Below are 23,623 nucleotides of genomic sequence, written 5' to 3'. Positions count from 1 at the left end.
GCAGACGGCAGGCAACGGCCATGATCGCGCATCTTGTTTCCGAACTCGGCCCATGGAACTGGATGGTGCTTGGCCTCATCCTGCTCGGGCTCGAGCTTTTCGCGCCCGGCGTCTACCTGCTGTGGATCGGCATCGCGGCGCTGATCGTCGGCACCGCATCGCTGCTGTTGTGGGACACTGGCTTCTGGGGCTGGCAGGTCCAGGTGCTGCTGTTCCTGATCCTGTCGCTCGCCTGCGCCTATTTCGGCAAGAGGTTCGTGACCTCGCGCCAGGGCGACACCGACCAGCCGCTGCTCAACCGGCGCAGCGCGCAGATGATCGGCCGCACCGCCACGCTTGCGGAGCCGATCCGCGACGGGCGCGGGCGCGTCCAGCTCGGCGACACGCTGTGGCGGATTTCAGGCCCCGACCTTCCGGCCGGAACCCGCGTGCGGGTGACCGGCGCCAGCGACACCGATCTGGAACTGACCGTCGAGCCCATCGAATAAAGCCACTCCGGGAAGCGGCCTGAACCCGCCGAGTCAGTATCGCGCAAACACCGTGCTGTGTTCGGCCCCGAACAACAGGACCTCATAGGTATCCGGCGTGCTGGCGGTTTCCATGCCGGGCGAACCCATCGGCATGCCCGGCACGGCGAGGCCTATGCCGGAAGGCTTTTCCTCAAGCAGGCGCCGAACTTCCTTTGGCGGCACATGCCCTTCGATGACATAGCCATCGACGACGGCCGTGTGGCAGGACTGGAGCGCGGCGGGAACGCCAAGCTGCATCTTCAACGGGGTGAGGTCTTCCACCAGCCGCTCACGGACCTCGAAGCCTTCGGCGCGCATGTGGCCGATCCATGCCTCGCAGCACTGGCAGGTCGGCGAACGCGCGACCTCGACCGCCGCCGATGCGGCCTGTGCCGTGCCTGCCAGTCCGGACCCGAAACCAAGGCTCACGCAGGCGCCCGCCAACGCGAACAGGGTGCGGCGGTTCAGTCTTTTCATCTGGGCGGTCCTTTCGCAAATCGCACGATCCGGCGGCAAGGCCGCCGGCGCAGGGCAGGATGCGACCTTCCAGCGCTGGAAGGTCAAGCCCGCTTGCGAAGAATCAGGCGAGGGTCAGGCAGCGCCGAGGCGCAGCAGGTCGTGGAAATGCACGATGCCGACCGGGTGGCCTTCCTCGGCCACCACCAGCGCGCTGATCGAATGCTGGTTGAGCAGCGCCACCGCCGCACCCGCGAACATGTCGGGATCGATCGTCTTAGGCGAACGCGTCATCACATCGTCCACCACGGTCTCCGCCAGGTTGCGGTGCAGGTTGCGGGCGAGGTCGCCATCGGTGATGATGCCGACCAGCTTGCCCGCATCGTCGACCACGCACACGCAGCCGACCCGTTTCTGGGCCAGCGTCGCCACCGCTTCCGGCATCTTGGTGCCGGGCCGCACCACCGGAATCTGGTCGCCCATGCGCATGATCTCGGAAACCCGCGTCAGGTTCGCGCCGAGCTGTCCGCCCGGATGGAAGGTGCGGAAATGCTCCGGCGTGAAGCCGCGCGCTTCCAGAAGCGCGATGGCCAGCGCATCGCCCATGACGAGCTGCAGCAGCGTCGAGGTGGTCGGCGCCAGGCCGTGCGGGCAGGCTTCCGTCACGCGCGGCAACAGCAGCACCACGTCGGATGCCCGCGCCAGCGCCGATTTCTGGCCGGAGGTGACCGCGATCATCGGGATCGAGAAGCGGCGCGAATAGGTGATGATGCCCTTCAGCTCCGCCGTCTCGCCCGACCAGGACAGCGCGATGATGGCGTCGTCGGGGGCGATCATGCCGAGATCGCCGTGATTGGCTTCCGAAGGGTGCACGAAGAAGGCCGGCGTGCCGGTCGAGGCGAGCGTCGCCGCGACCTTGGAACCGATATGGCCGCTCTTGCCGACGCCGGTGACGATCACGCGGCCCTTGATGGCGGAAATGGTTTCGACCGCATCGCAGAACTGGGCTGCCAAACCGTCCTGCAAGGCCTTGGTGAGGGTAGCGAGGCCCTCCTGCTCGGTCGCGAGGGTTCGTAGCGCCGATTCCACGGCAGCTTGCTGATAATCGGGGATCTTGGGCTTGGTCATGGGCGTGCGCTTAGCGCGTCGGGCGCTCCATGTCCAATAATTTGCTCCCGCCCGCCTGCCGCCGGCCCGCTTTCAACCCTCCATTAACCATCGCCGTTTACGGTTCGGTAAGCATGGCGCGCCAGCGCCTTTTGGGGTCGTGATGCCGCGTTTCAACTCCACATCGGGAGCCGTCCGGCGCGTGGGCAAGCTGCGCGCGCTGCTGCTTGCGACCAGCATCCTGATGCCCTTCACCGCCCCTTTGGCGCAGGAGATGGAGCTGCGCGGCAACATGGCCGAGCCGCTGGTCCCCGACATCCGCACCCGGCAGGGCACGCCGCCTTCGCCGCCTGCCGCGCGTGCCGCAGCGGATGCGCCCGATGCCGGCGGCGGCTCCGCCGACGGTGTCGATCCGCTGGTCGATCCCCCGCTGACCGCGACACCGGAACCCGAACCGCGCCGCCGACCGGCCTCCGCCATTACCGAGCAGGATGTGGATTCGCCGCCCAACCCGCGCGCCGCCGCCGTCAACCCCGAGGAGCCGACCCGTCTCAATCCGCGCGAAGAGCCCACCGGCGCCATAGAGCAGGTGCGCCGCGCCCCGGAGGACGATCCCTTCGCGGCGCCCGGCATCAGGATGGGCACCTTCCTGCTGCGCCCCTCCCTCGAACAGGGCCTGACGGCGACTTCCAACGCCGATGGCGGCGCCGGCGGCCACTCCGCCGTGCTGTCCGAAACGACCTTGCGCCTCAACGCCGCCTCCGACTGGAACCGGCACTCGGCCGGGATCGACGGCTACACGACCTATCGAAAGTCCATTTCCGGCCAGGATGTGGAAGACGCCCGCGGCCGCATCGACGCCCGGCTGAACCTCGACCTCGACCATGAATGGCGTGCCACCGGCAGGCTCGGCTATGAAGCGTCGCCGGAATCGGCCTCCTCCCCCGTGGTCATCACCGGAACCGCGTCGCGGCCCACCCGCCACCAGATCGACGGCAGCATCGGCCTCGAGAAGGCACTGGGCAAGCTGCATCTCGGCCTCACCGGCGAGGTCGAGCGGGAAATCTATGAGGATGCCAGGCTCTCGACCGGCGGCAACCTCTCGCAGAAGCACCGCAACTCGACGCTCTACGCGGCAAGGCTGCGCACCGGCTACGAGATTTCGCCGGCATTGACCCCCTTCGTGCAGGCCGAAGGCGGACGGCGCATCTATGACGAGCGCGTCGATCCGGACGGCTACCGCCGTTCCGGCAACCTGCTGGGCGCCAGCATCGGCACGCAATTCGATTTCGGCGAGAAGCTGGGCGGCGAGATCGCCGCCGGCTGGCTGCGCGAGAGCTTCGACGACGACCGCCTCGGCGCGCTGTCGGCCGCCACCATCGACGCCAACATCAGGTGGTCGCCGCAGCGCGGCACCAATATCGGGTTGCGGGGCACGACATCCCTTGAAGGCACGACCGCGCCGGGCGAAAGCGGCTCCGTGCTCTATGCTCTGCGCCTGACGGGCGAGCGCGAAATCCGCGCCAACCTGACCGCCAATGCTCTTCTCGGCATCGACTGGCGCAACTACAGCGGATCGAACGACCGCGACGTGATCTACACCGCCGAGGCAGGCCTCACCTGGTGGATGAACCGCTATGCCGGGCTGACCGTGCGCGCCTCCCACGAAACGGTCGACAGCAACATCACCGGCCGCAGCGCCAAGACCAACAGCATTTATCTGGGCCTCACCGCGAGACGCTAGACAGACCATGAACTCGGAGGCTTAGGGCGGCCTTCGACCGCCCCAAGCCATCGATCAGGCAGGCTTGATCTCGTCAAGCAGCCCGCGGATGGTTCCGGCCATCGACCCGTTCAGGTCGCTGCGCCACAGGGCGAACGCGACATTGGCCTCGACAAAGCCTTCCGGCGAGCCGCAGTCATAGGTCCGGCCTTCGTAGCGATAGCCGTAGAAGGGCTGTTCCTCGGCGAGCCGCAGCATGGCGTCGGTGAGCTGGATTTCGTTGCCGGCCCCTCTCTCCTGCCCCGCAAGGATCTCGAAGATTTCCGGTTGCAGGATGTAGCGGCCGTTGATGTAGAAATTCGAGGGCGCGGTACCGGGCGCCGGCTTTTCCACCATACCGGTGATGCGGAAGCCCGTATGGACGTCCTCGCCGCGCCCGACGATGCCGTATTTGTGGGCCTCGGCCGGATCGCATTCCTGCACCGCCACGATGTTGGAACCGGACTTTTCGTAGAGCTCGACCATGGAGGCGAGGCAGCTCTTGCGGGACTGCATGATCATGTCCGGCAGGAGCAGGGCGAAAGGCTCGTCGCCCACCAGCTCGCGCGCGCACCACACGGCATGCCCAAGGCCCAGCGGCACCTGCTGGCGGGTGAAGCTGGTCTGGCCGGGAGCCGGCTGGAGGCGCTGCAGGCGTTCGAGCTGGTCGGTCTTGCCGCGCTGCTCGAGCGTGTCGTAAAGCTCGAACTGGATATCGAAATGATCTTCGATGACCGCCTTGTTGCGGCCGGTGACGAAGATGAAGTGCTCGATGCCGGCCTCGCGCGCCTCGTCGACGACATATTGAATGACAGGCCGGTCGACCACCGTCAGCATCTCTTTCGGGATGGCCTTCGTGGCCGGAAGGAAGCGCGTGCCCAGCCCCGCAACCGGGAAGACTGCCTTTCTTACTTTCTTCATAATCTCAGCGTCTCACTTTCTTCTGCCGGCCGCAAACGGCCGACAATCACACGGCTAGCATTGAGGAATACTGAATGACCAAATTCGGGCGTTCCCCCTGCTTTAAACCCGTCCATGCACATTTTCGTTCCCGCAGGGACCTATGGTAAACTAAATCCTAACCGAATTCCGGCAATGGATGGCTTTCCGGCAGATCTTAGGAGAACCAGATGTCCGATCGCAAAGCACGCCCCTTCATGCGCGCCCTGACCGTGGCAGGCCTGTCATTCGCCCTGCTGATGCCGGCGGGTTCAGCCTTCGCCGATGCCGGCTTCCGCCAATGGGTGGCCAGTTTCCGCACCACCGCCGTGCAGAGCGGCGTTTCCGGCGCCGTCTACGACCGCGCTTTCCGGGGCATCACCGAGATCGATCCGGTGGTTCTGGAAAAGGCCCGCTACCAGCCCGAATTCGTGGCGCCTGCCTGGGATTATTTCGACAACCGCGTCCATGACGAGTCGGTCGCCACCGGCCGTGAAATGGCGCGCAAGTGGAAGCCGTGGCTCGACCGCATCGAGCAGCGCTTCGGCGTCGACCGCCATGTGCTGCTGGCGATCTGGTCGATGGAATCCAACTACGGCGAGATCCTCAAGCGGCAGGACGTGATGCGCTCCGTTGTGCGCTCGCTGGCCACGCTGGGCTATGCCGACAAGCGCCGGGCCAAGTTCGCCCGCACCCAGCTCATCGCCGCGCTGAAGATCCTGCAAAGCGGCGACATCGACGAGAGCCACCTCACCGGCTCGTGGGCGGGCGCGATGGGCCACACCCAGTTCATCCCCACCAGCTATCAGGCCTATGCCGTGGACATGGACGGCAACGGCAAGCGCGACATCTGGGGCTCGATTCCCGACGCGCTGGCGACCGCCGCCAACCTGCTGCGCAAGAACGGCTGGCAGAGCGGCCGCACCTGGGGCTACGAGGTGGTGTTGCCGCCCGGCCGCAAGTTCCCCAGCGGCTCGATGTCGCTCGACAAATGGGCATCCATCGGCGTCAAGCGCGCCAACGGCAAGCCTTTCGTCAGCGGTTCGGAGCAGGCCGAGCTGAAGGCTCTCGACGGCCGCCAGGGGCCCGCCTTCCTCGTCATCAAGAACTTCTCGGTCATCAAGCGCTACAACAATGCCGACAAATATGCGCTGGCCGTGGGCCTCCTGGCCGACCAGATCGCCGGCTATGGCGGGCTGGCGCAGGACTGGAACCGCCCCTTCACCAAGCTGAGCTTCACCGAGCGGCAGGAGCTGCAGCAGCGCCTGTCGGCCTACGGGTACTATGACGGCAAGTTCGATGGTAAGATCGGCTCGGGCTCGCGGGCGGCGATCATGGCCTTCCAGGCGCAGGCAGGCATGGAGCAGGACGGCCATCCGAGCATGGAAGTGCTGTCGCGGCTTCGGCGCAAGTAGCCGCCACATCCGATCCCCCAGCGCCGGACGTCTATGTCGCGACCGGCGCTTTCGCAGGGAAGGGTCGCCCAAGGAAGGGGTCACAAGGAGAGGTCGGCTTGGCTTTGCCACTGACGCAACGGATCGGAAGGATCAGGAAGCCCGCTTTCGCGGGCGTCGTCGTCCTGATCTTCGGCATGGGCGCGGCCTTGCAGGCCCCGCCGGCCCTTGCGCAGGATTTGCAACTGCGGCCCTGGCTGCGCAACCTGTTTTCACCGCGCCGAGCCGAGCGCGTTGAACCTCCGGCCGAGGCTCCGCAACGGCAACGGCCGAGGGCAGGCGGGGGCGAGCCCCGCAAGAAGAGCGCGGCGCGCAGCAAGCCCACGCAACCGGCACCGCCTCCCGTACCCGTGGTCGAGAAGGCCGAGGATGCGCGGGTCGTGCTGGTGGTGGGCGATTTCATGGCCAGCGGCCTGGCCGACGGGCTGACCACCGTCTTCGCCGAGAACCCGGCCGTGCGCGTGGTGGACCGCTCCAACGGCTCCTCCGGTTTCGTCCGTGACGACTATTACAACTGGCCGGGCGAGATCGGCGGCATATTGCAGACCGAGAAACCCGCCGTCGTGCTGGTAATGATGGGCTCCAACGACCGCCAGCAGATGAAGGTCGGCGACACCCGCGAGGCCCCGCGCACGGAAGGCTGGACCGCGGAATACCAGAAGCGCACGGTGGCTTTCGGCAAGCAGATCGCCGACGCGAAGCTTCCCTTCCTGTGGGTGGGCATGCCCTCCTTCAGGCCCGGCAGCATGACCTCCGACATGCTGGCCTTGAACGAGATCTACCGTGACGCCGCCGAAACGGCCGGCGGCGAGTTCGTCGACATCTGGGAAGGCTTCGTCGACGAGAACGGCGCCTTCATCTCGCGCGGGCCGGACATCAACGGCCAGCCGGTGACGCTGCGCGGCGAGGACGGCATCAACATGACCCGCGCCGGCAAGCGCAAGGTCGCCTTCTACACGGAAAAGCCGCTTCTGAAGCTGCTCGGGCTGGCCTCGCCCAATGCGACAACCGCCGCTCCCGTGCCGCTGGCGCCGGCCCCGGACGCACCCAGCGCCCCGCAGGCCCCGCTCGACCGCACGCCGCCGATGCTACTCAGCGATCCGGCGCTGGACGGCGGCACCGAACTGCTCGGCGCCTCGCTGCCGACTCCGAACAACAACGCCGGGAAGGCGCAGGACAAGCGCGAGCCCGCCACCGCCTCTCCCGGCCGGGCCGACAATTTCACCTGGCCGCCGCAGCGCAAGGCGACCATTGCCGCGCCGGACGGCGCCACGGGTTCGGTAGCGCGCGGGAACTGACGGCTGGAGAGACCCTTTCCGGTCGCTTTCGCTTCGCTGCGGCAGACTTCCGGGATCACGATGGCGTGGTTGCCGCAGCAATTCAGGTGAGGCCCCCAACCTCTCCGCCTGCACGAAGGAAGGCTACTATTCGCGACGCCGCTGGCCCTCTCTCCCCGCAGGCGGGGAGAGGGTAAGGGTGAGGGGCCGTTTCTACCGGAACTGGAAATGATCTAAGAGCGGCGGACGCCCGAATAAATTCGGGCTGCCGCTCTATCTGTTTGTTTTCGCCGCATTTATGCGACGTCAAGTGATTCCACTTGCCTACAAAATGCTTCAGCGCGGCAGCAGCGTCGCGCCCATCAGCGCCTCGTCGATGGCACGCGCGGCCTGACGGCCCTCGCGGATCGCCCACACCACCAGCGACTGGCCGCGCCGCGCATCGCCGGCGGCGAACAGGCGCTCGACGCTGGTGCGGTAGTCGCGGTCGTTGGCGGCGATGTTGGTGGAACGGCGATTGTCGATCATCGTCTTCATGCGCCCGCCAAGTTCCGACAGCACCCCTTGGCTGAACGGACCCGCGAAGCCGATGGCGATGAAGGCGAGGTCGGCGCGGATGACGAATTCCTTGCCGGCAATGGGCTTGCGCTTTTCATCCACCTCGCAGCACTTCACGCCGGTGAGCTTACCGTCCTCGCCGATGAATTCCAGCGTCGCCACCTGGAACTCGCGCTTGGCGCCCTCGGCCTGGCTGGAGGAGGTACGCATCTTGGTCGCCCAATAGGGCCACACCGAAAGCTTGTCCTCCTTCTCGGGCGGCTGCGGGCGGATATCGAGCTGGGTGACGCGCACCGCGCCCTGCCGGAAGGCGGTGCCGACGCAGTCGGAGGCGGTGTCGCCGCCGCCGACCACCACGACATGCTGGCCATTGGCGAGGATCGGAGGCGCCGGCCACGCCACCGACTGGATGTCTTCCCCGCCGACGCGGCGGTTCTGCTGCACGAGATAGGGCATGGCGTCGTGCACGCCGTCGAGGTCAGCGCCGGGAATGCCGGCGGCGCGCGGCGTTTCGGAGCCGCCGCAATAAAGCACCGCGTCATACTCGGAAAGCAGGCTGTCCATGCTCTTGTCGACGCCGACATTGACGCCGCAGAAGAAGGTCACGCCCTCGCCCTGCATCTGCTCGATGCGCCGGTCGATGAAGTGCTTCTCGATCTTGAAGTCCGGGATGCCGTAGCGCATCAGCCCGCCGGGGCGGCTTTCGCGTTCGTAGACATGCACCTCATGGCCGGCGCGGCCGAGCTGCTGGGCGGCGGCCATGCCGGCCGGGCCCGAGCCGATGATGGCGACGCGCTTGCCGGTCTTCGTCTGCGGCGGATAGGGCCGGATGTAGCCGATCTCATAGGCCTTGTCGGCCAGCGCCTGTTCCACCGTCTTGATGGCGACGGGAATGTCCTCGAGGTTCAGCGTGCAGGCTTCCTCGCACGGCGCGGGGCAGATGCGGCCGGTGAATTCCGGGAAATTGTTGGTGGAGTGCAGGTTGCGGATCGCCGTCTCCCACTCGCCATTGTAGACGAGGTCGTTCCAGTCCGGGATCTGGTTGTGCACCGGGCAGCCGGTCGGCCCGTGGCAGTAGGGAACGCCGCAATCCATGCAGCGCGCCGCCTGCTTTTCCACCTCGCTGTCCGACATGGGCAGCGTGAACTCGCGAAAATGACGGATACGATCGGAGGCCGGCTGGTACTTGTGGACCTGCCGGTCGATTTCCAGAAAACCTGTTACCTTGCCCATGATGGTTCCTTGACCTTTTCGTGCGGCCCGCAGGCGCATGGCGCGCGGACCGTTCGTACGGGCGCCGAAAATTCCGGGCGCCCAGCGCCCGGCGGTTCGGGAGCCGCAATCATGCGGCCCGCAGCTTAGCGCGGACGCGCTCCCGGTTTGAGGTCCGGCGGAACCCCATAGAGGAAGAGCAGCGTGCCCATCCCTATTCCGCTGCCACGTTCATGCGGGCCCGCTCCATTTCCTGCAGGGCGCGCCGGTATTCGACGGGCATCACCTTGCGGAATTTCGGCCGGTAGCTCGCCCAGTCATCGAGAATGGCACGGCCCCGCTGCGACCCCGTATAATGAACATGGTTGAGGATGAGCTGGTAGAGCCGCTCCTCGTCATGGCTGGTCATGTCGTCCGACACGTCCACCCTGCCCTTGTGGTCGATGTCGCCGCCGTGGTGATGCAGCTTCTCCAGCATGTCATCCTCCTCCGGCACGGGCTCCAGCTCGACCATGGCCATGTTGCAGCGCTGGGCGAAGTCCCCCTCCTCGTCGAGCACATAGGCGACGCCGCCAGACATGCCCGCCGCGAAGTTGCGCCCGGTGCGGCCGATCACCACCACCACGCCGCCGGTCATGTACTCGCAGCCATGGTCGCCCACGCCTTCCACGACGGCGATGGCGCCGGAATTGCGCACCGCGAAACGTTCGCCCGCAACGCCGGCGAAATAAGCCTCGCCCTCGATGGCGCCGTAGAGCACGGTGTTGCCGGCGATGATGGAATCCGCGGCGACGATCTTGGTGTCCTGCGGCGGGCGGATGACGATGCGGCCGCCCGACAGGCCCTTGCCGACATAGTCGTTGCCGTCGCCGATCAGGTCGAACGACACGCCGCGCGCCAGGAAGGCACCGAAGGACTGGCCGGCGGTTCCCGTCAGCGTGACCGAGATCGTGTCCGGCCGCAGCCCCTTGTGGCCGAAGCGGCTGGCGACCTCGCCGGACAGCATGGCGCCCGCCGAGCGGTCCACGTTGCGGATCGGCACCTCGATGCGCACCGCCTGCTTCGCCTCCAGCGCCGGCATGGCCTGCGCGATCAGCTTGCGGTCGAGCACATCGTCGATCGGGTGCTTCTGGCGCTCGGTCCAGTGCGTCTGTTCGGCCGGCGCGTCCGGCTTGTGGAACAGGCGGGAGAAATCGAGCCCCCTGGCCTTCCAGTGGTCGATGAGTGCCCGCTTCTCCAGCAGTTCGGTGTTGCCGATGATCTGGTCGAGATGGGTGAAGCCCATTTCCGCCAGCAGCTCGCGCACCTCTTCCGCCACATAGAAGAAGTAGTTGATGACATGCTCGGGCGTGCCCTTGAAGCGCTTGCGCAGAACCGGGTCCTGCGTCGCCACGCCCACCGGACAAGTGTTGAGGTGGCATTTGCGCATCATGATGCAGCCGGCCGCGATCAGCGGCGCGGTGGCGAAGCCGAATTCGTCGGCTCCCAGCAGCGCGCCGATGATGACGTCCCGGCCGGTGCGCAGACCGCCGTCGACCTGCAGGGCCACGCGGCTGCGCAGGCCGTTCAGCACCAGCGTCTGGTGGGTTTCGGCGAGGCCCAACTCCCACGGGCTGCCGGCATGCTTCAGCGAGGTGAGCGGCGAGGCGCCCGTGCCGCCGTCATAGCCGGAGACGGTGATGTGATCGGCGCGCGCCTTGGCGACGCCGGCCGCGACCGTGCCGACGCCCACCTCCGACACCAGCTTGACCGAGACATCGGCCCGCGGGTTGACGTTCTTCAGGTCGTAGATGAGCTGCGCAAGATCTTCGATCGAATAGATGTCGTGGTGCGGCGGCGGTGAAATGAGGCCGACGCCCGGCGTCGAATGCCGGGTCTTGGCGATGGTGGCATCGACCTTGTGGCCCGGAAGCTGACCGCCCTCGCCGGGCTTGGCCCCTTGCGCGACCTTGATCTGCATCATGTCGGAGTTGACGAGATATTCGGTGGTCACCCCGAAGCGGCCGGACGCGATCTGCTTGATCGCCGAGCGCTCGGGGTTGGCCCCGCCGCCCGGCAGCGGCAGGTAGCGGTCCGGCTCCTCGCCGCCCTCGCCGGTGTTCGACTTGCCGCCGATGCGGTTCATGGCGATGGCCAGCGTGGTGTGCGCCTCGCGGCTGATCGAGCCGAAGGACATGGCGCCGGTGGAGAAGCGCTTGACGATCTCCGACGCCGGCATCACGTCGTCCAGCCGTACCTTCTTGCGACCCACCTCCTCGGCCGTCCTGATCCGGAACAGACCGCGGATGGCGTGGGCGCTGGCAGCCGCGTCGTTGACCTGCTCGGAGAACTGCTTGAAGGTCTCGGCCGAGCCGTGCCGCACCGCATGCTGCAGGGTCGCCACCGCATCCGGCGTCCAGGCGTGGGCCTCGCCGCGCATGCGGAACATGTATTCGCCGCCCACTTCCAGCGCCCGGCGCAACACCGGGTCGTCGCCGAATGCGGAGGCGTGGCGCGCGACCGTCTCGGCGGCGATCTGCTCGAGCCCCACGCCCTCAATCAGCGTGGCGGTGCCGGTGAAGTACTTGTCCACGAATTCGGACTGCAACCCGATGGCGTCGAAAATCTGGGCGCCGCAATAGGACTGGTAGGTCGAGATGCCCATCTTGGACATGACCTTCAGGATGCCCTTGCCGATCGACTTGATGTAGCGGGTCACCAGTTCCTGCGCGTCCACTTCCGGCGGGAACTGGCCCTTGGTGTGCATGTCGATCAGTGTATCGAAGGCGAGATAGGGGTTGATCGCCTCCGCGCCATAACCGGCGAGACAGCAGAAATGGTGGATTTCGCGCGGCTCGCCCGATTCCACCACCAGCCCGACCGAGGTGCGCAGCCCCTTGCGGATGAGATGATGGTGCACCGCCGCCGTGGCCAGCAGCGTCGGGATGTCGATGCGGTCCGGCCCGATCTGGCGGTCGGAGAGGATGATGATGTTGTAGCCGCCCGCCACAGCCGCCTCGGCGCGCTCGCACAGCCGCTCGATGGCGGCCGGCATGCCCGCCGCCCCTTCGGTCGCCGAATAGGTGATGTCGATGGTCTTGGTGTCGAAGCGCTCCTCGGTGTGGCCGATCGAGCGGATCTTCTCCAGATCGGCATTGGTGAGGATGGGCTGGCGCACCTCGAGCCGCTTGCGACGCGAGGAGCCGATAAGGTCGAAGATGTTCGGCCGCGGCCCGATGAAGGAGACGAGGCTCATCACCAGCTCCTCGCGGATCGGATCGATCGGCGGGTTGGTGACCTGCGCGAAGTTCTGCTTGAAGTAGGTGTAGAGCAGCTTCGGCTTGTCCGACATCGCCGCGATCGGCGTATCCGTGCCCATCGAGCCCACGGCTTCCTGCCCGGTGGTGGCCATCGGGGCCATCAGCAGCTTCAGGTCTTCCTGGCTGTAGCCGAAGGCCTGCTGGCGATCGAGCAGCGACACGTCCTTGCGCAGCGCGCGCGGTTCGACCGGGTTGAGGTCCTCCAGGATGAGCTGCGTGTTCGCCAGCCACTTCCTGTAGGGATGCCTGGTGGCGATCTCGGTCTTGATCTCCTCGTCGGTGACGATGCGCCCCTTTTCGAGGTCGATCAGCAGCATGCGCCCCGGCTGCAAGCGCCACTTGGTGACGACATGCTCTTCCGCCACCGGCAGCACGCCGGCCTCGGAGGCGAGGATCACGCGGTCGTCGTCGGTGACGATGTAGCGCGCGGGCCGCAAGCCGTTGCGGTCCAGCGTTGCGCCGATCTGGCGACCGTCGGTGAACACCACGGCGGCCGGTCCGTCCCACGGCTCCATGAGGGCGGCATGATACTCGTAGAACGCCTTGCGCTCCTCGCTCATCAGCTTGTTGCCGGCCCAGGCTTCCGGGATCAGCATCATCATGGCGTGGGCGAGGCTGTAGCCGCCCTGGAACAGGAATTCGAGCGCGTTGTCGAAACAGGCCGTGTCGGACTGGCCTTCATAGGAGATCGGCCACAGCTTCGAGATGTCGTTGCCGAACAGCTCGCTGTCCACCGAGGCCTGGCGCGCCGCCATCCAGTTGTTGTTGCCGCGCACCGTGTTGATCTCGCCATTGTGCGCGACCATGCGGTAGGGATGCGCCAGCTTCCACGACGGGAAGGTGTTGGTGGAAAAGCGCTGGTGGACGAGGATCAGCGCCGATTCGAAGCGCGGGTCGAGAAGGTCCCTGTAGTAGGCGCCCACCTGATTGGCCAGGAACATGCCCTTGTAGACGATGGTGCGCGCCGACAGCGACACGCAATAGGAGCCGACGTCGCGATTGTCGTTCTCGGCATAGATGCGGCCGGAGATGACCTTGCGCAGGATGAAGAGCCGGCGCTCGAACTCGTCGTCGTCGCCGGCATCGGCGGGACGGCCGAAGAACACCTGCCGGTGGAACGGCTCGGCGGCCACGATGTCCGGCGCCCGGGACAGCGAGGCGTTGTCGACCGGCACGTCGCGGAAGCCGAGCACCGCGAAGCCTTCGGACTGCGCCGACTCGACGATCACATCGTCGATATGGGCGCGCAAGGCGGTGTCCTGCGGCATGAACCAGTGGCCGACGCCATAGCCGCCGGCTGGCGGCAGTTCGACGCCCTGCCCCGCCATCTCCTCGCGAAAGAAGCGATCCGGAATCTGGACCAGCACGCCGGCGCCGTCGCCGACCAGCGGGTCGGCGCCCACCGCGCCGCGATGGGTCAGGTTCTCCAGCATCTGGAGGCCGTCGAGGACGATCTGATGCGACTTCACGTTCTTCATCTGGGCGATGAAGCCGACGCCGCAGGCATCGTGCTCGTTGCGCGGGTCGTAGAGGCCCTGCGCGGATGGCGGTATGCCTCGGGTAGCGATGCGTTTGAAGGTGGCCGCCTCGGTCTGTGCGGCCGGCCTCAGGTCCGTCGTCACAGATGGCGTCACATGCGTCATCGCTGTCATCCTCCATTTTCGCGCCGGAGAGGCGTCTGGTTGCCTAGGGAGCATCCGGCTCCCGGTTGGGTATGCGTACCGCTGGCGAGAACTCTTCGAGCCCCGCCGGTCAGCGGGGAAAAGCCGCTTGCGCCACCAGTCGGATCGATCATCGTACTATACGCTGATCCGGACTGCCTTGCGCGGATAAATAAGACAGCATTACTGTCCTAAATTTCTATGGCAGAAATCAAAAAAGCGCACAAGACCGATTCATGAAAAAAATTCGCGCTTTTGGATAGAAAGTTGCGGAGGCACCCAGCCGGGAGAAACTTTCCGTCGATCCTTGCAAGACCGCTGCCCTTCCTCCCGGCATGCATGCGCCGCAGTCATCCCGCGCATCTTGTCAGCCGCCCGCGAAACGGCTCAATTGCGCGCCGGAACCCACCTCAGCAATGGAGCCGCAAATGTTCTTCGCTTCCGACAACTGGGCAGGCGCCCATCCTGCCATTGCCGCCCGCCTGTCGGGTGCGGCCGGCGGCTTCAGCGCCGCCTATGGCGATGGCGATCTCGACAAGGCGGTCTGCGACCGCTTCGGCGAAATCTTCGAACACGAGGTGGCGGTGTTCTTCGTGGCGACGGGCACGGCGGCCAACGCCCTTTCGCTGGCCTCATACGGCAAGCCCGGCGGCATCTCCTTCTGCCATACGCAGGCGCATGTCATGGAGGACGAGTGCGGCGCGGTGGAATATCTGTCCGGCGGCGGGCGCCTGCATGGCATAGGCGGCGCGCTCGGCCGCATCGACCCCGGCGAACTGGAGCGCGCGCTCGACCGTTTCGTGCCGGAATTCGTCCACGCCGGGCGCCCGACCGCCGTTTCCATCACCCAGTCGACCGAAATCGGCACCGTCTATTCGCTGGACGAGATCGCCGCGATTTCCGCCCTCGCCAAGCGCCATTCCCTGCCGCTCCACCTGGACGGCGCCCGCTTCGCCAACGCGCTGGTCGCGCTGGAGACGACGCCCGCCGAGATGACATGGAAGCGCGGCGTCGACATCGTGTCCTTCGGCGGCACCAAGAACGGCTGCTGGTGCGCGGAAGCCATCGTCGTGTTCGACCCTGGCCGGGCCCGCGAGCTTGCCTTCCTGCGCAAGCGCGCCGGCCAGCTCTTTTCCAAATCGCGTTTCGTCGCGGCCCAGTTCGACGCCTATTTCCGTGACGATCTGTGGCTGGAGAATGCCCGCCATTCCAACTCCATGGCTGCCAGCCTTGCCGCCGCCATCGAGGCTGCGCCCGGCCTGCGCCTTGGCTGGCAGCCGCAGGCGAATGAGGTCTTTGCCGTCATCACCGACGACCGTGCGGAAAAATTGCAGGCGGCAGGCGCCGCCTTCTACGACTGGCCGCTGCCGGCAGGCTCCACGGAAACGCTTGGCGAGAACGAAAAACTCTACCGTTTCGTCACCAGCTTCGCCACCACGGCGGAAGACATCGACCGCTTCGCCTCCCTCGTCGGCTGACACCGGCCAACAAAAAAGCGGCGCGGGTTTCCCCGCGCCGCCTCTCTCTCGGGAGGAATGAGAGAAGATCAGTTGACGGTCTTGGCCTCGATCTGCCTGGACGTATCGCCATTCACCGAGGCGATCGCGATCTTGCGCGGCTTCAGTTCCTCGGGAATGTTGCGCTTCAGGTCGATGTGCAGCAGGCCGTTCCGGAGGGCCGCGCCGACGACATCGACGTGATCGGCAAGCTGGAAGCGGCGCTCGAAGGCGCGCGAGGCGATGCCGCGATAAAGCAACTCGGAGCCGTCGCTTTCCGTCTCTTCCTTGCGCTCACCCTTGATGGTCAGCACATTGCGGTGGGCCTCGATGGAAATCTCGTCCTCAGCGAAGCCGGCCACCGCCATGGAAATGCGATAGGCATCCTCGCCGGTCTTCTCGATGTTGTAGGGCGGATAGGACTGGCCACCTTCGGGCTGGGCAAGCGTGTCCAGCATGCCGAAGAGGCGGTCGAAGCCTACGGTCGAGCGGTAGAGGGGGGAAAAATCAACGTGACGCATGGTGTGTTCTCCTGTCGAGCAACAAGGTTTGCGTTGTGACCCTTCGGAAGCCCTGACTGGGCACTTCCTGAGCCAGCGGCCCCGACATCGGCGACCGCCCGATACATTTGGGGGCACCCAAAAACACTTTCAAGGCCTCGGCGAAGGCGTCGATGAACGCCCGATGAACGCGGCGCTCAAAACCCGTTCAGGTGACCTTGGCTATTCCTATAGCTGCAACGGAAAGGCGCCGATGCCAGACCAGAGCCGAACCGGATGTAACGTCCCTTCCATCCGGATCGTCAGCGGCCGGAAGTCGTTTAAGGCGACTTCCGGCTCCGCTTGCTCATTTTCCGCGTGCGCTTTTGCTGGAATTGCTCTTGCACGGGATTTCCTTTGCAATATGCCTCGGCCCTTCCTATCACCATGGCCTGACCCGCAGCACAGGCCGACGGCCGGATGACAGAGCATTTCTTCAACACCCCGGACAACCCGCTTCCCGACAATGCCGTCGGCGGGTTCTTCAAGGCCCGTGACGGCAGGCAGATCCGCTATGCCCGTTTCGCGGCCACGGGTCGGCCCGAAAAGGGAACCGTGATCCTGCTCCAGGGCCGCAACGAGTGCATCGAGAAATATTTCGAGACGGTGCGCAACCTCTCCGCACGCGGCCTCGGCACCGCGACGCTCGACTGGCGCGGCCAGGGCGGCTCCGACAGGCTGATCCGTGACCCGCAGCGCGGCTATGTCCGCAGCTTCCGCGACTATGCCGACGACCTGGACATATTCTTCAAGGAAATCGTGCTGCCGGACTGTCGCGGCCCCTATTACATTCTCGCCCACTCGACCGGCGCGCTGGTCGCCCTGCTCGCTTCGCCCAGACTGGTCAACCGCGTCCAGCGCATGGTGCTGCTCACGCCCTTCCTCGGCATTCCGGGGCAGTGCTATTCGATGAAGGCGATCCGGCTGATGACGACGGTACTCACCCTGCTCGGCCTCGGCCGCCTCTATGTCAAATGGGGTCCGCCCAAGGCCGCTGCGCCCTTCGAAGTCAACGAGCTGACATCCGATCCGGCGCGCTACAGGCGCAACACCTCCATGTTCGACGCGCATCCCCGCCTGGCGCTCGGCGGGCCGACCGTGCGCTGGCTGCGCGCCGCAAGCGCCGCCGCCCTGGCTGTCAGCCGGCCGGACTTCATGGCCCGCATGCGCATCCCCACGCTCATCGTCGCAGCCGGGGCCGACACCGTCGTCTCCACCCGGGCGATCGCCCGCTACGCCAGATATCTGCGCCTGTCGTCGCTGCTGACCATCGATGGCGCCCGCCACGAAATCCTGCAGGAAGCCGATTTCTACCGCGAACAGTTGCTCGCGGCCTTCGATGCCTTCGTGCCGGGCAACGAGGAAGAAATCTTCACCGCCGCCTGAGCGGACCTAGCCTTTACGCAGGTCGAAACCGGCTCCCGCTTTCGGGCGACAGGCTCATCCACGTAAAGCAGCCATGGCGGCCTCGTGCAATTGCGGCGTGGCGGCGGCCAGGATGTCGCCGCCGTTTTCGGCCGGACCGCCGTCGAACGTGGTGACCACGCCCCCCGCCTGCTCGATGATCGGGATCAGCGCCACGATGTCATAGGGCTTCAGCCCCGGGTCCATGACGATATCGACGCATCCCGCCGCCAGCATGGCGAAGGCGTAGCAGTCGGTGCCGTAGCGGGCCAGCCGCACCTTGCCCTCGAAGCTGTTGTAGCGCTGGCGCATGTCGCCCTTGAACAGGGCCGGCGTCGTGGTGAAGGAGATGGCGTCGGCAAGGTTCACCGTCTTGCGGGCCGACAACCGCCGCGCGCCGCCCGGCCCGTCATAATGCGAACCGGAACCGTCGGCATAGAACAGCTCGCCGGTGAAGGGCTGGGACATCATGCCCGCCACCGCATCGGCATCCACGGTCAACCCCACCAGGGTGCCCCACACGGGCAAGCCGGAAATGAAGGCGCGGGTGCCGTCGATCGGATCGATCACCCACACATGGCGGCTGGTAAGGTTTTCGCTGCCATGTTCCTCGCCCAGAATGCCGTGTTCCGGGAACTCCGTGTTGATGAGCCGGCGAATAGCCAGTTCCGCCTGCTGGTCGGCTTCAGTCACCGGATCGAAGCCGCCCGCCTCCTTGTTGTCGACGGCGCCCTGGGCGCGGAAACGCGGAAGGGTCTCGGCCGCGGCGACCTTGGCGACCCGCCGGAGGAAATCGGGTGAAATATGCAATTCGGTCTCCTGAGGAATGCGACGGGCCGTTGCCTGTCCGGGCAAGGCTTCGTCATAGCAAAGAAGGCGGCAAAGTCACGTGGCAGAGAGGACTTATTCGGCGGCCAGCGGCGGGGCGAGGAAATGATGATCGGACAGCGCCATCAGGTCGGCGCAGAACTGCGTCATGTCTGCGACCAGCGCGTCGAAGCCGGCGGTCTTCTCCAGCGTGCGCTCGTTCATGTAGAGGCCGCGATTGATCTCGACCTGCACCGCATGCGCCTTGCGCGCCGGGCGTCCGTAATGCTCGGTGATGAAGCCGCCGGCATAGGGCTTGTTGTGGGCAACGGAATAGCCCATCGCCGAAAGCAGATCGATCGCCGTGGCCGTCAGCGCGCCCGAGGCCGAGGTGCCGAAGCGGTCGCCGACGATGAAATCGGGCCGCAGGCCGGTCTCGCTCACGCGCACCCCGGCCGGCATGGAATGGCAGTCGATCAGCACGGCAAAGCCGAAGGCGGCCTGGGTCCGCGCCAAAAGCCGCTTCAGCGTCTCGTGAAACGGTTTGTAGACGGTTTCGATCCGCATCACCGCCTCGGCCAGCGGCAGCCGGCCGGCGTAGATGTCGAACCCCTCCCCCACCAGCTTCGGCACGGTGCCGAGCCCGCCCGCCACCCGGGCCGAACGGATGTTGCAGTAGGGCGGCACCGGCTCCACGAACATGCGCGGATCGAGCTCCCAAGGTTCGCGGTTGGCATCGAGATAGGCGCGCGGGAAATTGGCCGCCAGAAGCGGCGCGCCGAGCATGACCGCACCACCGAACAGCTCGTCGACATAGCAATCCTCCGACCGGCGCACATCATGCGCGCCGAGCCTGCTCATGGCCAGGAAGCGCTCGGGATAGTGCCGGCCGCTGTGCGGCGAGCTAAACACGAAGGGCACACGCTGCTCTGCGGCGGCCCGCACCTCGAAGGCGGGTACAACCGAAAAATCCTCGGCCGCTGTCGTCAATTTCGCTGAACCTCTGGAGGACGCCACGTCATATTTCGAAACTGCCATCCGGCGCGGGGCCTGTCCAGCATTTCGCTTCGGCAGCGCTCGCGGCAGGGCAAGTGCCGTCTTCACTTGATCTTTACCACGACCGACTCATATACAGCGTAATTATCGGGCTTGGCATGAGCCGGCCGAGTTGGTGATTCGGACGGGACACTATGGCACGCATTCTGCTGGCGGAAGACGATGACGATATGCGACGCTTCCTGGTCAAGGCGCTGGAGCGCGCCGGCTACCAGGTGAGCGACTTCGACAATGGCGCGAGCGCCTATGAGAGGCTGCGCGAGGAGCCCTTCTCGCTGCTCCTGACCGACATCGTCATGCCCGAGATGGACGGCATCGAGCTGGCGCGCCGCGCCACCGAGATCGATCCCGACCTCAAGGTGATGTTCATCACCGGCTTTGCCGCCGTCGCCCTCAACCCCGATTCCAAGGCGCCGCGCGACGCCAAGGTGCTGTCCAAGCCGTTCCATCTGCGCGACCTCGTCAACGAGGTGGAAAAGATGCTGCAGGCGGCGTGAGGCGATAAAATTTCCGCCCCGCGCTATTGACGGCCCGGGGCAAAAATGATGTATGCGCGCCATTGGATGGGCGTATAGCTCAGCGGGAGAGCACTTCGTTGACATCGAAGGGGTCCCAAGTTCGATCCTTGGTACGCCCACCATCCAATCCAGTCATTTGACAGCGGTGCACATAGCTCCCCTCAGGTTCGGCGAACCTTTGCGCGGTCACGAGACTTTGTCCGCCGCCTGCTCGAATCCGCCTTATTCCGTCAACATTGTCTGCGCTCGCGCAGCCAGGACGGCGTCCCCTCGCACGGGATCCGTGCCGTTATTTCGGGAAGGGCAGAATGAGAGCTTTTATCGCGGCCGGTGTCGTGTTCTTTTCGGCGAGCCTGTGCCTGTCGGCCGCGCCGGCGCTTGCCGACGTGCAGGAGCGGCTCAAGGTCGTCCTGGACGACGTCGCGGCATTGACTCCGCTGCGCACCGTGGTCATCGCCCATGACGGCGAGACGATAGCCGAGCGCGGCTATGGCGGCCATTCCGTCACCGCTCCCGCGAACATCAAGTCGGCCTCCAAGACCATCGTTTCGGCCATGGTCGGCATCGCCATCGACAAGGGCCTGCTCGAGGGCGTGGACCAGCCCGTCGCCGGCCTGCTCGCCAGCTACCTGCCCGATGCCCCGGACCCGCGCCTGCGCGACATCACCATCGGCCATCTGCTGTCGATGCAGGCCGGCCTCGAACGGACCTCGGGCCAGAACTATGGACGGTGGGTGGCGAGCCGGGACTGGGTCCGCTTCGTCCTGGCCCAGCCCTTCGCCGACGAGCCGGGCGGATCGATGCTGTACTCGACCGGCTCCACCCACCTGCTCTCCGCGATCCTGACCCGTGTCGGCGGCAAGTCGACCCTCGCCCTGGCACGGGAATGGTTCGCCGACATCGACGACTTTTCGATCGCGTCCTGGGATCGCGACCCGCAGGGAATCTATTTCGGCGGCAACCAGATGGCGATGAGCCCGCGCTCGCTGCTGGCCTTCGGTGAGATGTACCGCAAAGGCGGCGTCGCCGAAAACGGCGAGCGGGTGGTCTCGGCACGCTGGATCGAGGAATCCTGGCGCGTGCGCACCCATTCGCGCTTCACGCAGGACGGCTATGGCTACGGCTGGTTCCAGCGCAACATTGCCGGCGAAGACGTCTCCTATGCCTGGGGCTATGGCGGCCAGATGCTCTACATCGTGCCATCCGTCGGCCTGACCGTGGTCATGACCTCGGACGAAAGCGCCCCCTCGGGACGCACCGGCCACCGCGAGGACCTGCATGGGGTGCTCGGCCGCATCATCGAGGCGGTGAAGACCGGAGACACCACATCCAACTGAAGGCGGCCGGTCAGCCCAGCCGCAACGCCACCACGCCGGCGACGATGAACAGCGCCGAGGCCGCGCGCCAGGCGGTCATCTTCTCGCCCAGCGCGAACACGGAGATCGCCATGGCGAACAGGATCGAGCTTTCGCGGAGCGAGGCCACCGAGGCGATCGGCGCTTTTGTCATCGCCCACATGGCGATGGCGTAGGCCCCGCCGCTGAGCAGGCCGGTGAACAAGCCGAGCCGCCATTCCACGGCCAGCGTCTGCGCCAGCCGCCTGCCGCGATAGACGAGCGCCAGCAGCGTCGCCACGATGCCGTCGCACACGAACAGCCACGCGGCATAGCTGAGCGCCGTGTGCGCCTCGCGCGCGCCCAGCCCGTCAGCCAGCGTATAGCCGGCGATGAACAGCGAGGTAGTGAGCGCATAGCCCACGGCCGCCGGATTGAGCGCCGCCAGCCGGCCGCCGCCGCGCAGCGACATCAGGAAGGTGCCCGCCGACAGGAGCAGGATGCCGGCAAGCGCGAACGGGCCCGGCACCTCGCGGATGAGCGCGACGCCGCCGATGGTGGTGATGAGCGGCGCGCTGCCCCGCGCCAGCGGGTAGGTCTGGGCCAGATCGCCCACCTCATAGGCGCGGATCAGGAACAGCCGGTAGCCGATATGCAGCACCAGCGACACGCCGATCCAGATCCATGCCATGCGGTTGGGGAAGGCGACGAAGGGCAACAGCGGCAGCGAGGCGACGGCCATGCCGAGCGCCGTCAGCGAGATCGAGGCGAAGCGGTCGAGCCGGACCTTGATCAGCGCATTCCACGACGCATGCATCAGCGCCGCGGCGAGGACGGCGCTGAAGACGGCAAGGGTCATGTCATTCACCTGCTGCTTTCGCGTTGTGTACCAAGCCGGCTTATCATTTCGAGCCGGAACTAAAGCTTCGCCGCCCCTCTTGCAATGCGCAGGAGCGGGGCCATGCTTTGGTCCACCCCGGTGCCGGAGCGGCTTGATTTGGAAGCATCGCCCGTATAGCCGAGGGTTAGTCGGGTCCGGGAAGGAAGATTTCGTGGCAGATCAGCTCCATGACGGCGATGCTCGGGCACAGCCGATGCTGGAGGTCGAGCGGCTGGTGCGCCGGCTGGGGCCGGGCTTCACGCTCGGCCCGATCGACCTGTCGATCGGAGCAAGGCAGATCGTGTGCCTGGTCGGCCATTCCGGCTGCGGCAAGTCCACCCTGCTGCGCCTGATTGCCGGCATCGAGCGGCCGGACAGCGGCACGGTCAGGCTGGACGGCAAGGCGCTGGCCGGGCCGGGTGTGTTCGTCGAACCGGAGAAGCGCAATATCGGCTTCGTGTTCCAGGACTATGCGCTGTTTCCCCACCTGACGGTGAAGCAGAACATCCTGTTCGGACTGCGCAAGCGGCCGCGCGAGGAGGCGCGGGCACGCGTCGCCATGCTTCTCGAACTCACCGCGCTCACCGCGATGGCCGGCCGCTATCCGCACATGCTGTCGGGCGGCGAGCAGCAGCGCGCCGCCCTGGCCCGCGCATTGGCCCCGGAGCCGTCCATCGTGCTCATGGACGAGCCGTTCTCCAACCTCGACCGCGACCTGCGCGAGCGGGTGCGCCACGAAACCATCGCACTGCTGCGCCGCACGGCGACGACCGCGGTGATCGTCACCCACGATCCGGAGGAAGCGCTGTCGACCGGCGACCGCATCGTGCTGATGAAGTCCGGCCAGATCGTCCAGAACGGCACCGGACGGGACCTGCACGACCGGCCGGCCGACCGCTACGCGGCCGAGTTCTTCAGCACCTTCAACCGGGTTCCCGGCATCTATCGCGGCGGCGCCCTCCACACCGCCCTCGGCGCCTTCCCGTGCCGGCTCGATCTTGCCGAGGGCAGCGAAGCGCTGGCCTTCATCCGTCCCCAGGCGGTCTGCCCCTGCATGGCTTTGGACGGCCTTTCGGGCGCGGTGCGCTCGCGCAGCTTCCGCGGCGAGATCGAGCAGCTCGAACTCGATGTCGAAGGCCTCACGGCGCCGCTTGTGATGCGCACCACGCAGCGCCTGAACATACAGGACGGCAAGCTGCGCTTCCGCATCGACCCCGAGACCGTGCTGGCCTTCACGGCCGCCTGAGCCAGGCCGCAATGAACTTTCCGTGATCGATCGCAAACTGGTCCAATGAAACTTGACTAACTGGATCATAAATGGTGCAGCGCATGTGCAACCCAACACAGGAGGAGAG

At 66.1% G+C, this 23,623-nt stretch carries 18 protein-coding genes and 1 tRNA gene; 10 read left to right on the top strand and 9 right to left on the bottom strand.

Going from position 1 to position 23,623, the window contains the following annotated elements:
- Window positions 1–20 precede the first annotated feature (20 nt).
- A complete protein-coding gene (locus ABID37_RS09020; protein WP_354193934.1) occupies window positions 21–488 on the top strand; it encodes an NfeD family protein in 468 nt (155 codons plus the stop codon).
- Window positions 489–521: 33 nt separating this feature from the next.
- On the opposite strand, the gene ABID37_RS09015 is transcribed toward ABID37_RS09020, so the two are convergent.
- A complete protein-coding gene (locus tag ABID37_RS09015; RefSeq protein WP_354193933.1) occupies window positions 522–986 on the bottom strand; it encodes a DUF411 domain-containing protein in 465 nt (154 codons plus the stop codon).
- 114 nt (window positions 987–1,100) lie between these two features.
- Complete coding sequence (locus tag ABID37_RS09010) at window positions 1,101–2,093, bottom strand: KpsF/GutQ family sugar-phosphate isomerase (RefSeq protein WP_354193932.1); 993 nt, start codon at window positions 2,091–2,093, stop codon at window positions 1,101–1,103.
- A gap of 181 nt (window positions 2,094–2,274) precedes the next feature.
- Here ABID37_RS09010 and ABID37_RS09005 point away from each other — a divergent pair, with 181 nt between their 5' ends.
- Window positions 2,275–3,816 (top strand): outer membrane beta-barrel protein, encoded by a 1,542-nt coding sequence (locus ABID37_RS09005; protein ID WP_354193931.1) that lies wholly within the window; start codon window positions 2,275–2,277, stop codon window positions 3,814–3,816.
- A 54-nt stretch (window positions 3,817–3,870) separates the two neighbouring features.
- Here ABID37_RS09005 and galU read toward each other — a convergent pair whose 3' ends face one another.
- Entirely contained in the window at window positions 3,871–4,755 is an 885-nt protein-coding gene (gene galU / locus ABID37_RS09000; RefSeq protein ID WP_354193930.1) for a UTP--glucose-1-phosphate uridylyltransferase GalU, read from the bottom strand.
- 209 nt (window positions 4,756–4,964) lie between these two features.
- Here galU and ABID37_RS08995 point away from each other — a divergent pair, with 209 nt between their 5' ends.
- Both ABID37_RS08995 and ABID37_RS08990 read left to right on the top strand, forming a co-directional pair.
- A complete protein-coding gene (locus tag ABID37_RS08995; protein WP_354193929.1) occupies window positions 4,965–6,188 on the top strand; it encodes a lytic murein transglycosylase in 1,224 nt (407 codons plus the stop codon).
- Window positions 6,189–6,286: 98 nt separating this feature from the next.
- Window positions 6,287–7,525, top strand: coding sequence for an SGNH/GDSL hydrolase family protein (locus ABID37_RS08990; protein ID WP_354193928.1), 1,239 nt, complete (start codon window positions 6,287–6,289; stop codon window positions 7,523–7,525).
- Between the two features lie 315 nt (window positions 7,526–7,840).
- Here the strand turns inward: ABID37_RS08990 and ABID37_RS08985 are convergent, their stop codons facing one another.
- Both ABID37_RS08985 and gltB read right to left on the bottom strand, forming a co-directional pair.
- Window positions 7,841–9,295: a glutamate synthase subunit beta gene (locus ABID37_RS08985; protein WP_354193927.1), complete on the bottom strand. Its 1,455-nt coding sequence runs from the start codon at window positions 9,293–9,295 to the stop codon at window positions 7,841–7,843.
- A 193-nt stretch (window positions 9,296–9,488) separates the two neighbouring features.
- Window positions 9,489–14,216 (bottom strand): glutamate synthase large subunit, encoded by a 4,728-nt coding sequence (gene gltB, locus ABID37_RS08980; protein ID WP_354193926.1) that lies wholly within the window; start codon window positions 14,214–14,216, stop codon window positions 9,489–9,491.
- 446 nt (window positions 14,217–14,662) lie between these two features.
- On the opposite strand from gltB, the gene ABID37_RS08975 reads away from it, so the two are divergent.
- Entirely contained in the window at window positions 14,663–15,712 is a 1,050-nt protein-coding gene (locus ABID37_RS08975; RefSeq protein ID WP_354193925.1) for a threonine aldolase family protein, read from the top strand.
- 68 nt (window positions 15,713–15,780) lie between these two features.
- On the opposite strand, the gene ABID37_RS08970 is transcribed toward ABID37_RS08975, so the two are convergent.
- Window positions 15,781–16,251: an Hsp20 family protein gene (locus ABID37_RS08970; RefSeq protein WP_354193924.1), complete on the bottom strand. Its 471-nt coding sequence runs from the start codon at window positions 16,249–16,251 to the stop codon at window positions 15,781–15,783.
- Between the two features lie 438 nt (window positions 16,252–16,689).
- Between ABID37_RS08970 and ABID37_RS08965 the strand changes: the two genes are divergently transcribed.
- Window positions 16,690–17,655 (top strand): alpha/beta fold hydrolase, encoded by a 966-nt coding sequence (locus ABID37_RS08965; protein ID WP_354193923.1) that lies wholly within the window; start codon window positions 16,690–16,692, stop codon window positions 17,653–17,655.
- Between the two features lie 54 nt (window positions 17,656–17,709).
- Here ABID37_RS08965 and hisN read toward each other — a convergent pair whose 3' ends face one another.
- Window positions 17,710–18,483, bottom strand: a complete 774-nt coding sequence (gene hisN / locus ABID37_RS08960) for a histidinol-phosphatase (protein WP_354193922.1) — start codon at window positions 18,481–18,483, stop codon at window positions 17,710–17,712.
- 93 nt (window positions 18,484–18,576) lie between these two features.
- Complete coding sequence (locus ABID37_RS08955) at window positions 18,577–19,518, bottom strand: N-formylglutamate amidohydrolase (RefSeq protein ID WP_354193921.1); 942 nt, start codon at window positions 19,516–19,518, stop codon at window positions 18,577–18,579.
- Between the two features lie 152 nt (window positions 19,519–19,670).
- Here ABID37_RS08955 and cpdR point away from each other — a divergent pair, with 152 nt between their 5' ends.
- From cpdR to ABID37_RS08940, 3 genes are all read left to right on the top strand, one after another.
- Window positions 19,671–20,033: a cell cycle two-component system response regulator CpdR gene (cpdR, locus tag ABID37_RS08950; RefSeq protein WP_183831847.1), complete on the top strand. Its 363-nt coding sequence runs from the start codon at window positions 19,671–19,673 to the stop codon at window positions 20,031–20,033.
- Window positions 20,034–20,101: 68 nt separating this feature from the next.
- A tRNA-Val gene (locus ABID37_RS08945) sits at window positions 20,102–20,176 on the top strand.
- A 186-nt stretch (window positions 20,177–20,362) separates the two neighbouring features.
- Window positions 20,363–21,391 carry a serine hydrolase domain-containing protein gene (locus ABID37_RS08940; protein ID WP_354193920.1) on the top strand — a complete coding sequence of 343 codons (1,029 nt, stop codon included), beginning with the start codon at window positions 20,363–20,365 and terminating at the stop codon, window positions 21,389–21,391.
- A 10-nt stretch (window positions 21,392–21,401) separates the two neighbouring features.
- Here ABID37_RS08940 and ABID37_RS08935 read toward each other — a convergent pair whose 3' ends face one another.
- Complete coding sequence (locus ABID37_RS08935) at window positions 21,402–22,247, bottom strand: EamA family transporter (protein WP_354193919.1); 846 nt, start codon at window positions 22,245–22,247, stop codon at window positions 21,402–21,404.
- 235 nt (window positions 22,248–22,482) lie between these two features.
- Here ABID37_RS08935 and ABID37_RS08930 point away from each other — a divergent pair, with 235 nt between their 5' ends.
- Window positions 22,483–23,514, top strand: a complete 1,032-nt coding sequence (locus ABID37_RS08930) for an ABC transporter ATP-binding protein (protein ID WP_354194278.1) — start codon at window positions 22,483–22,485, stop codon at window positions 23,512–23,514.
- Window positions 23,515–23,623: the final 109 nt, after the last annotated feature.

It is taken from the genome of Aquamicrobium terrae (genome assembly GCF_040545735.1).
In the GTDB taxonomy this organism is placed as follows: domain Bacteria; phylum Pseudomonadota; class Alphaproteobacteria; order Rhizobiales; family Rhizobiaceae; genus Mesorhizobium; species Mesorhizobium terrae_A.
Note: the sequence above shows the minus strand (reverse complement) of the source record. Positions and strands in the feature narration are given on the sequence as shown.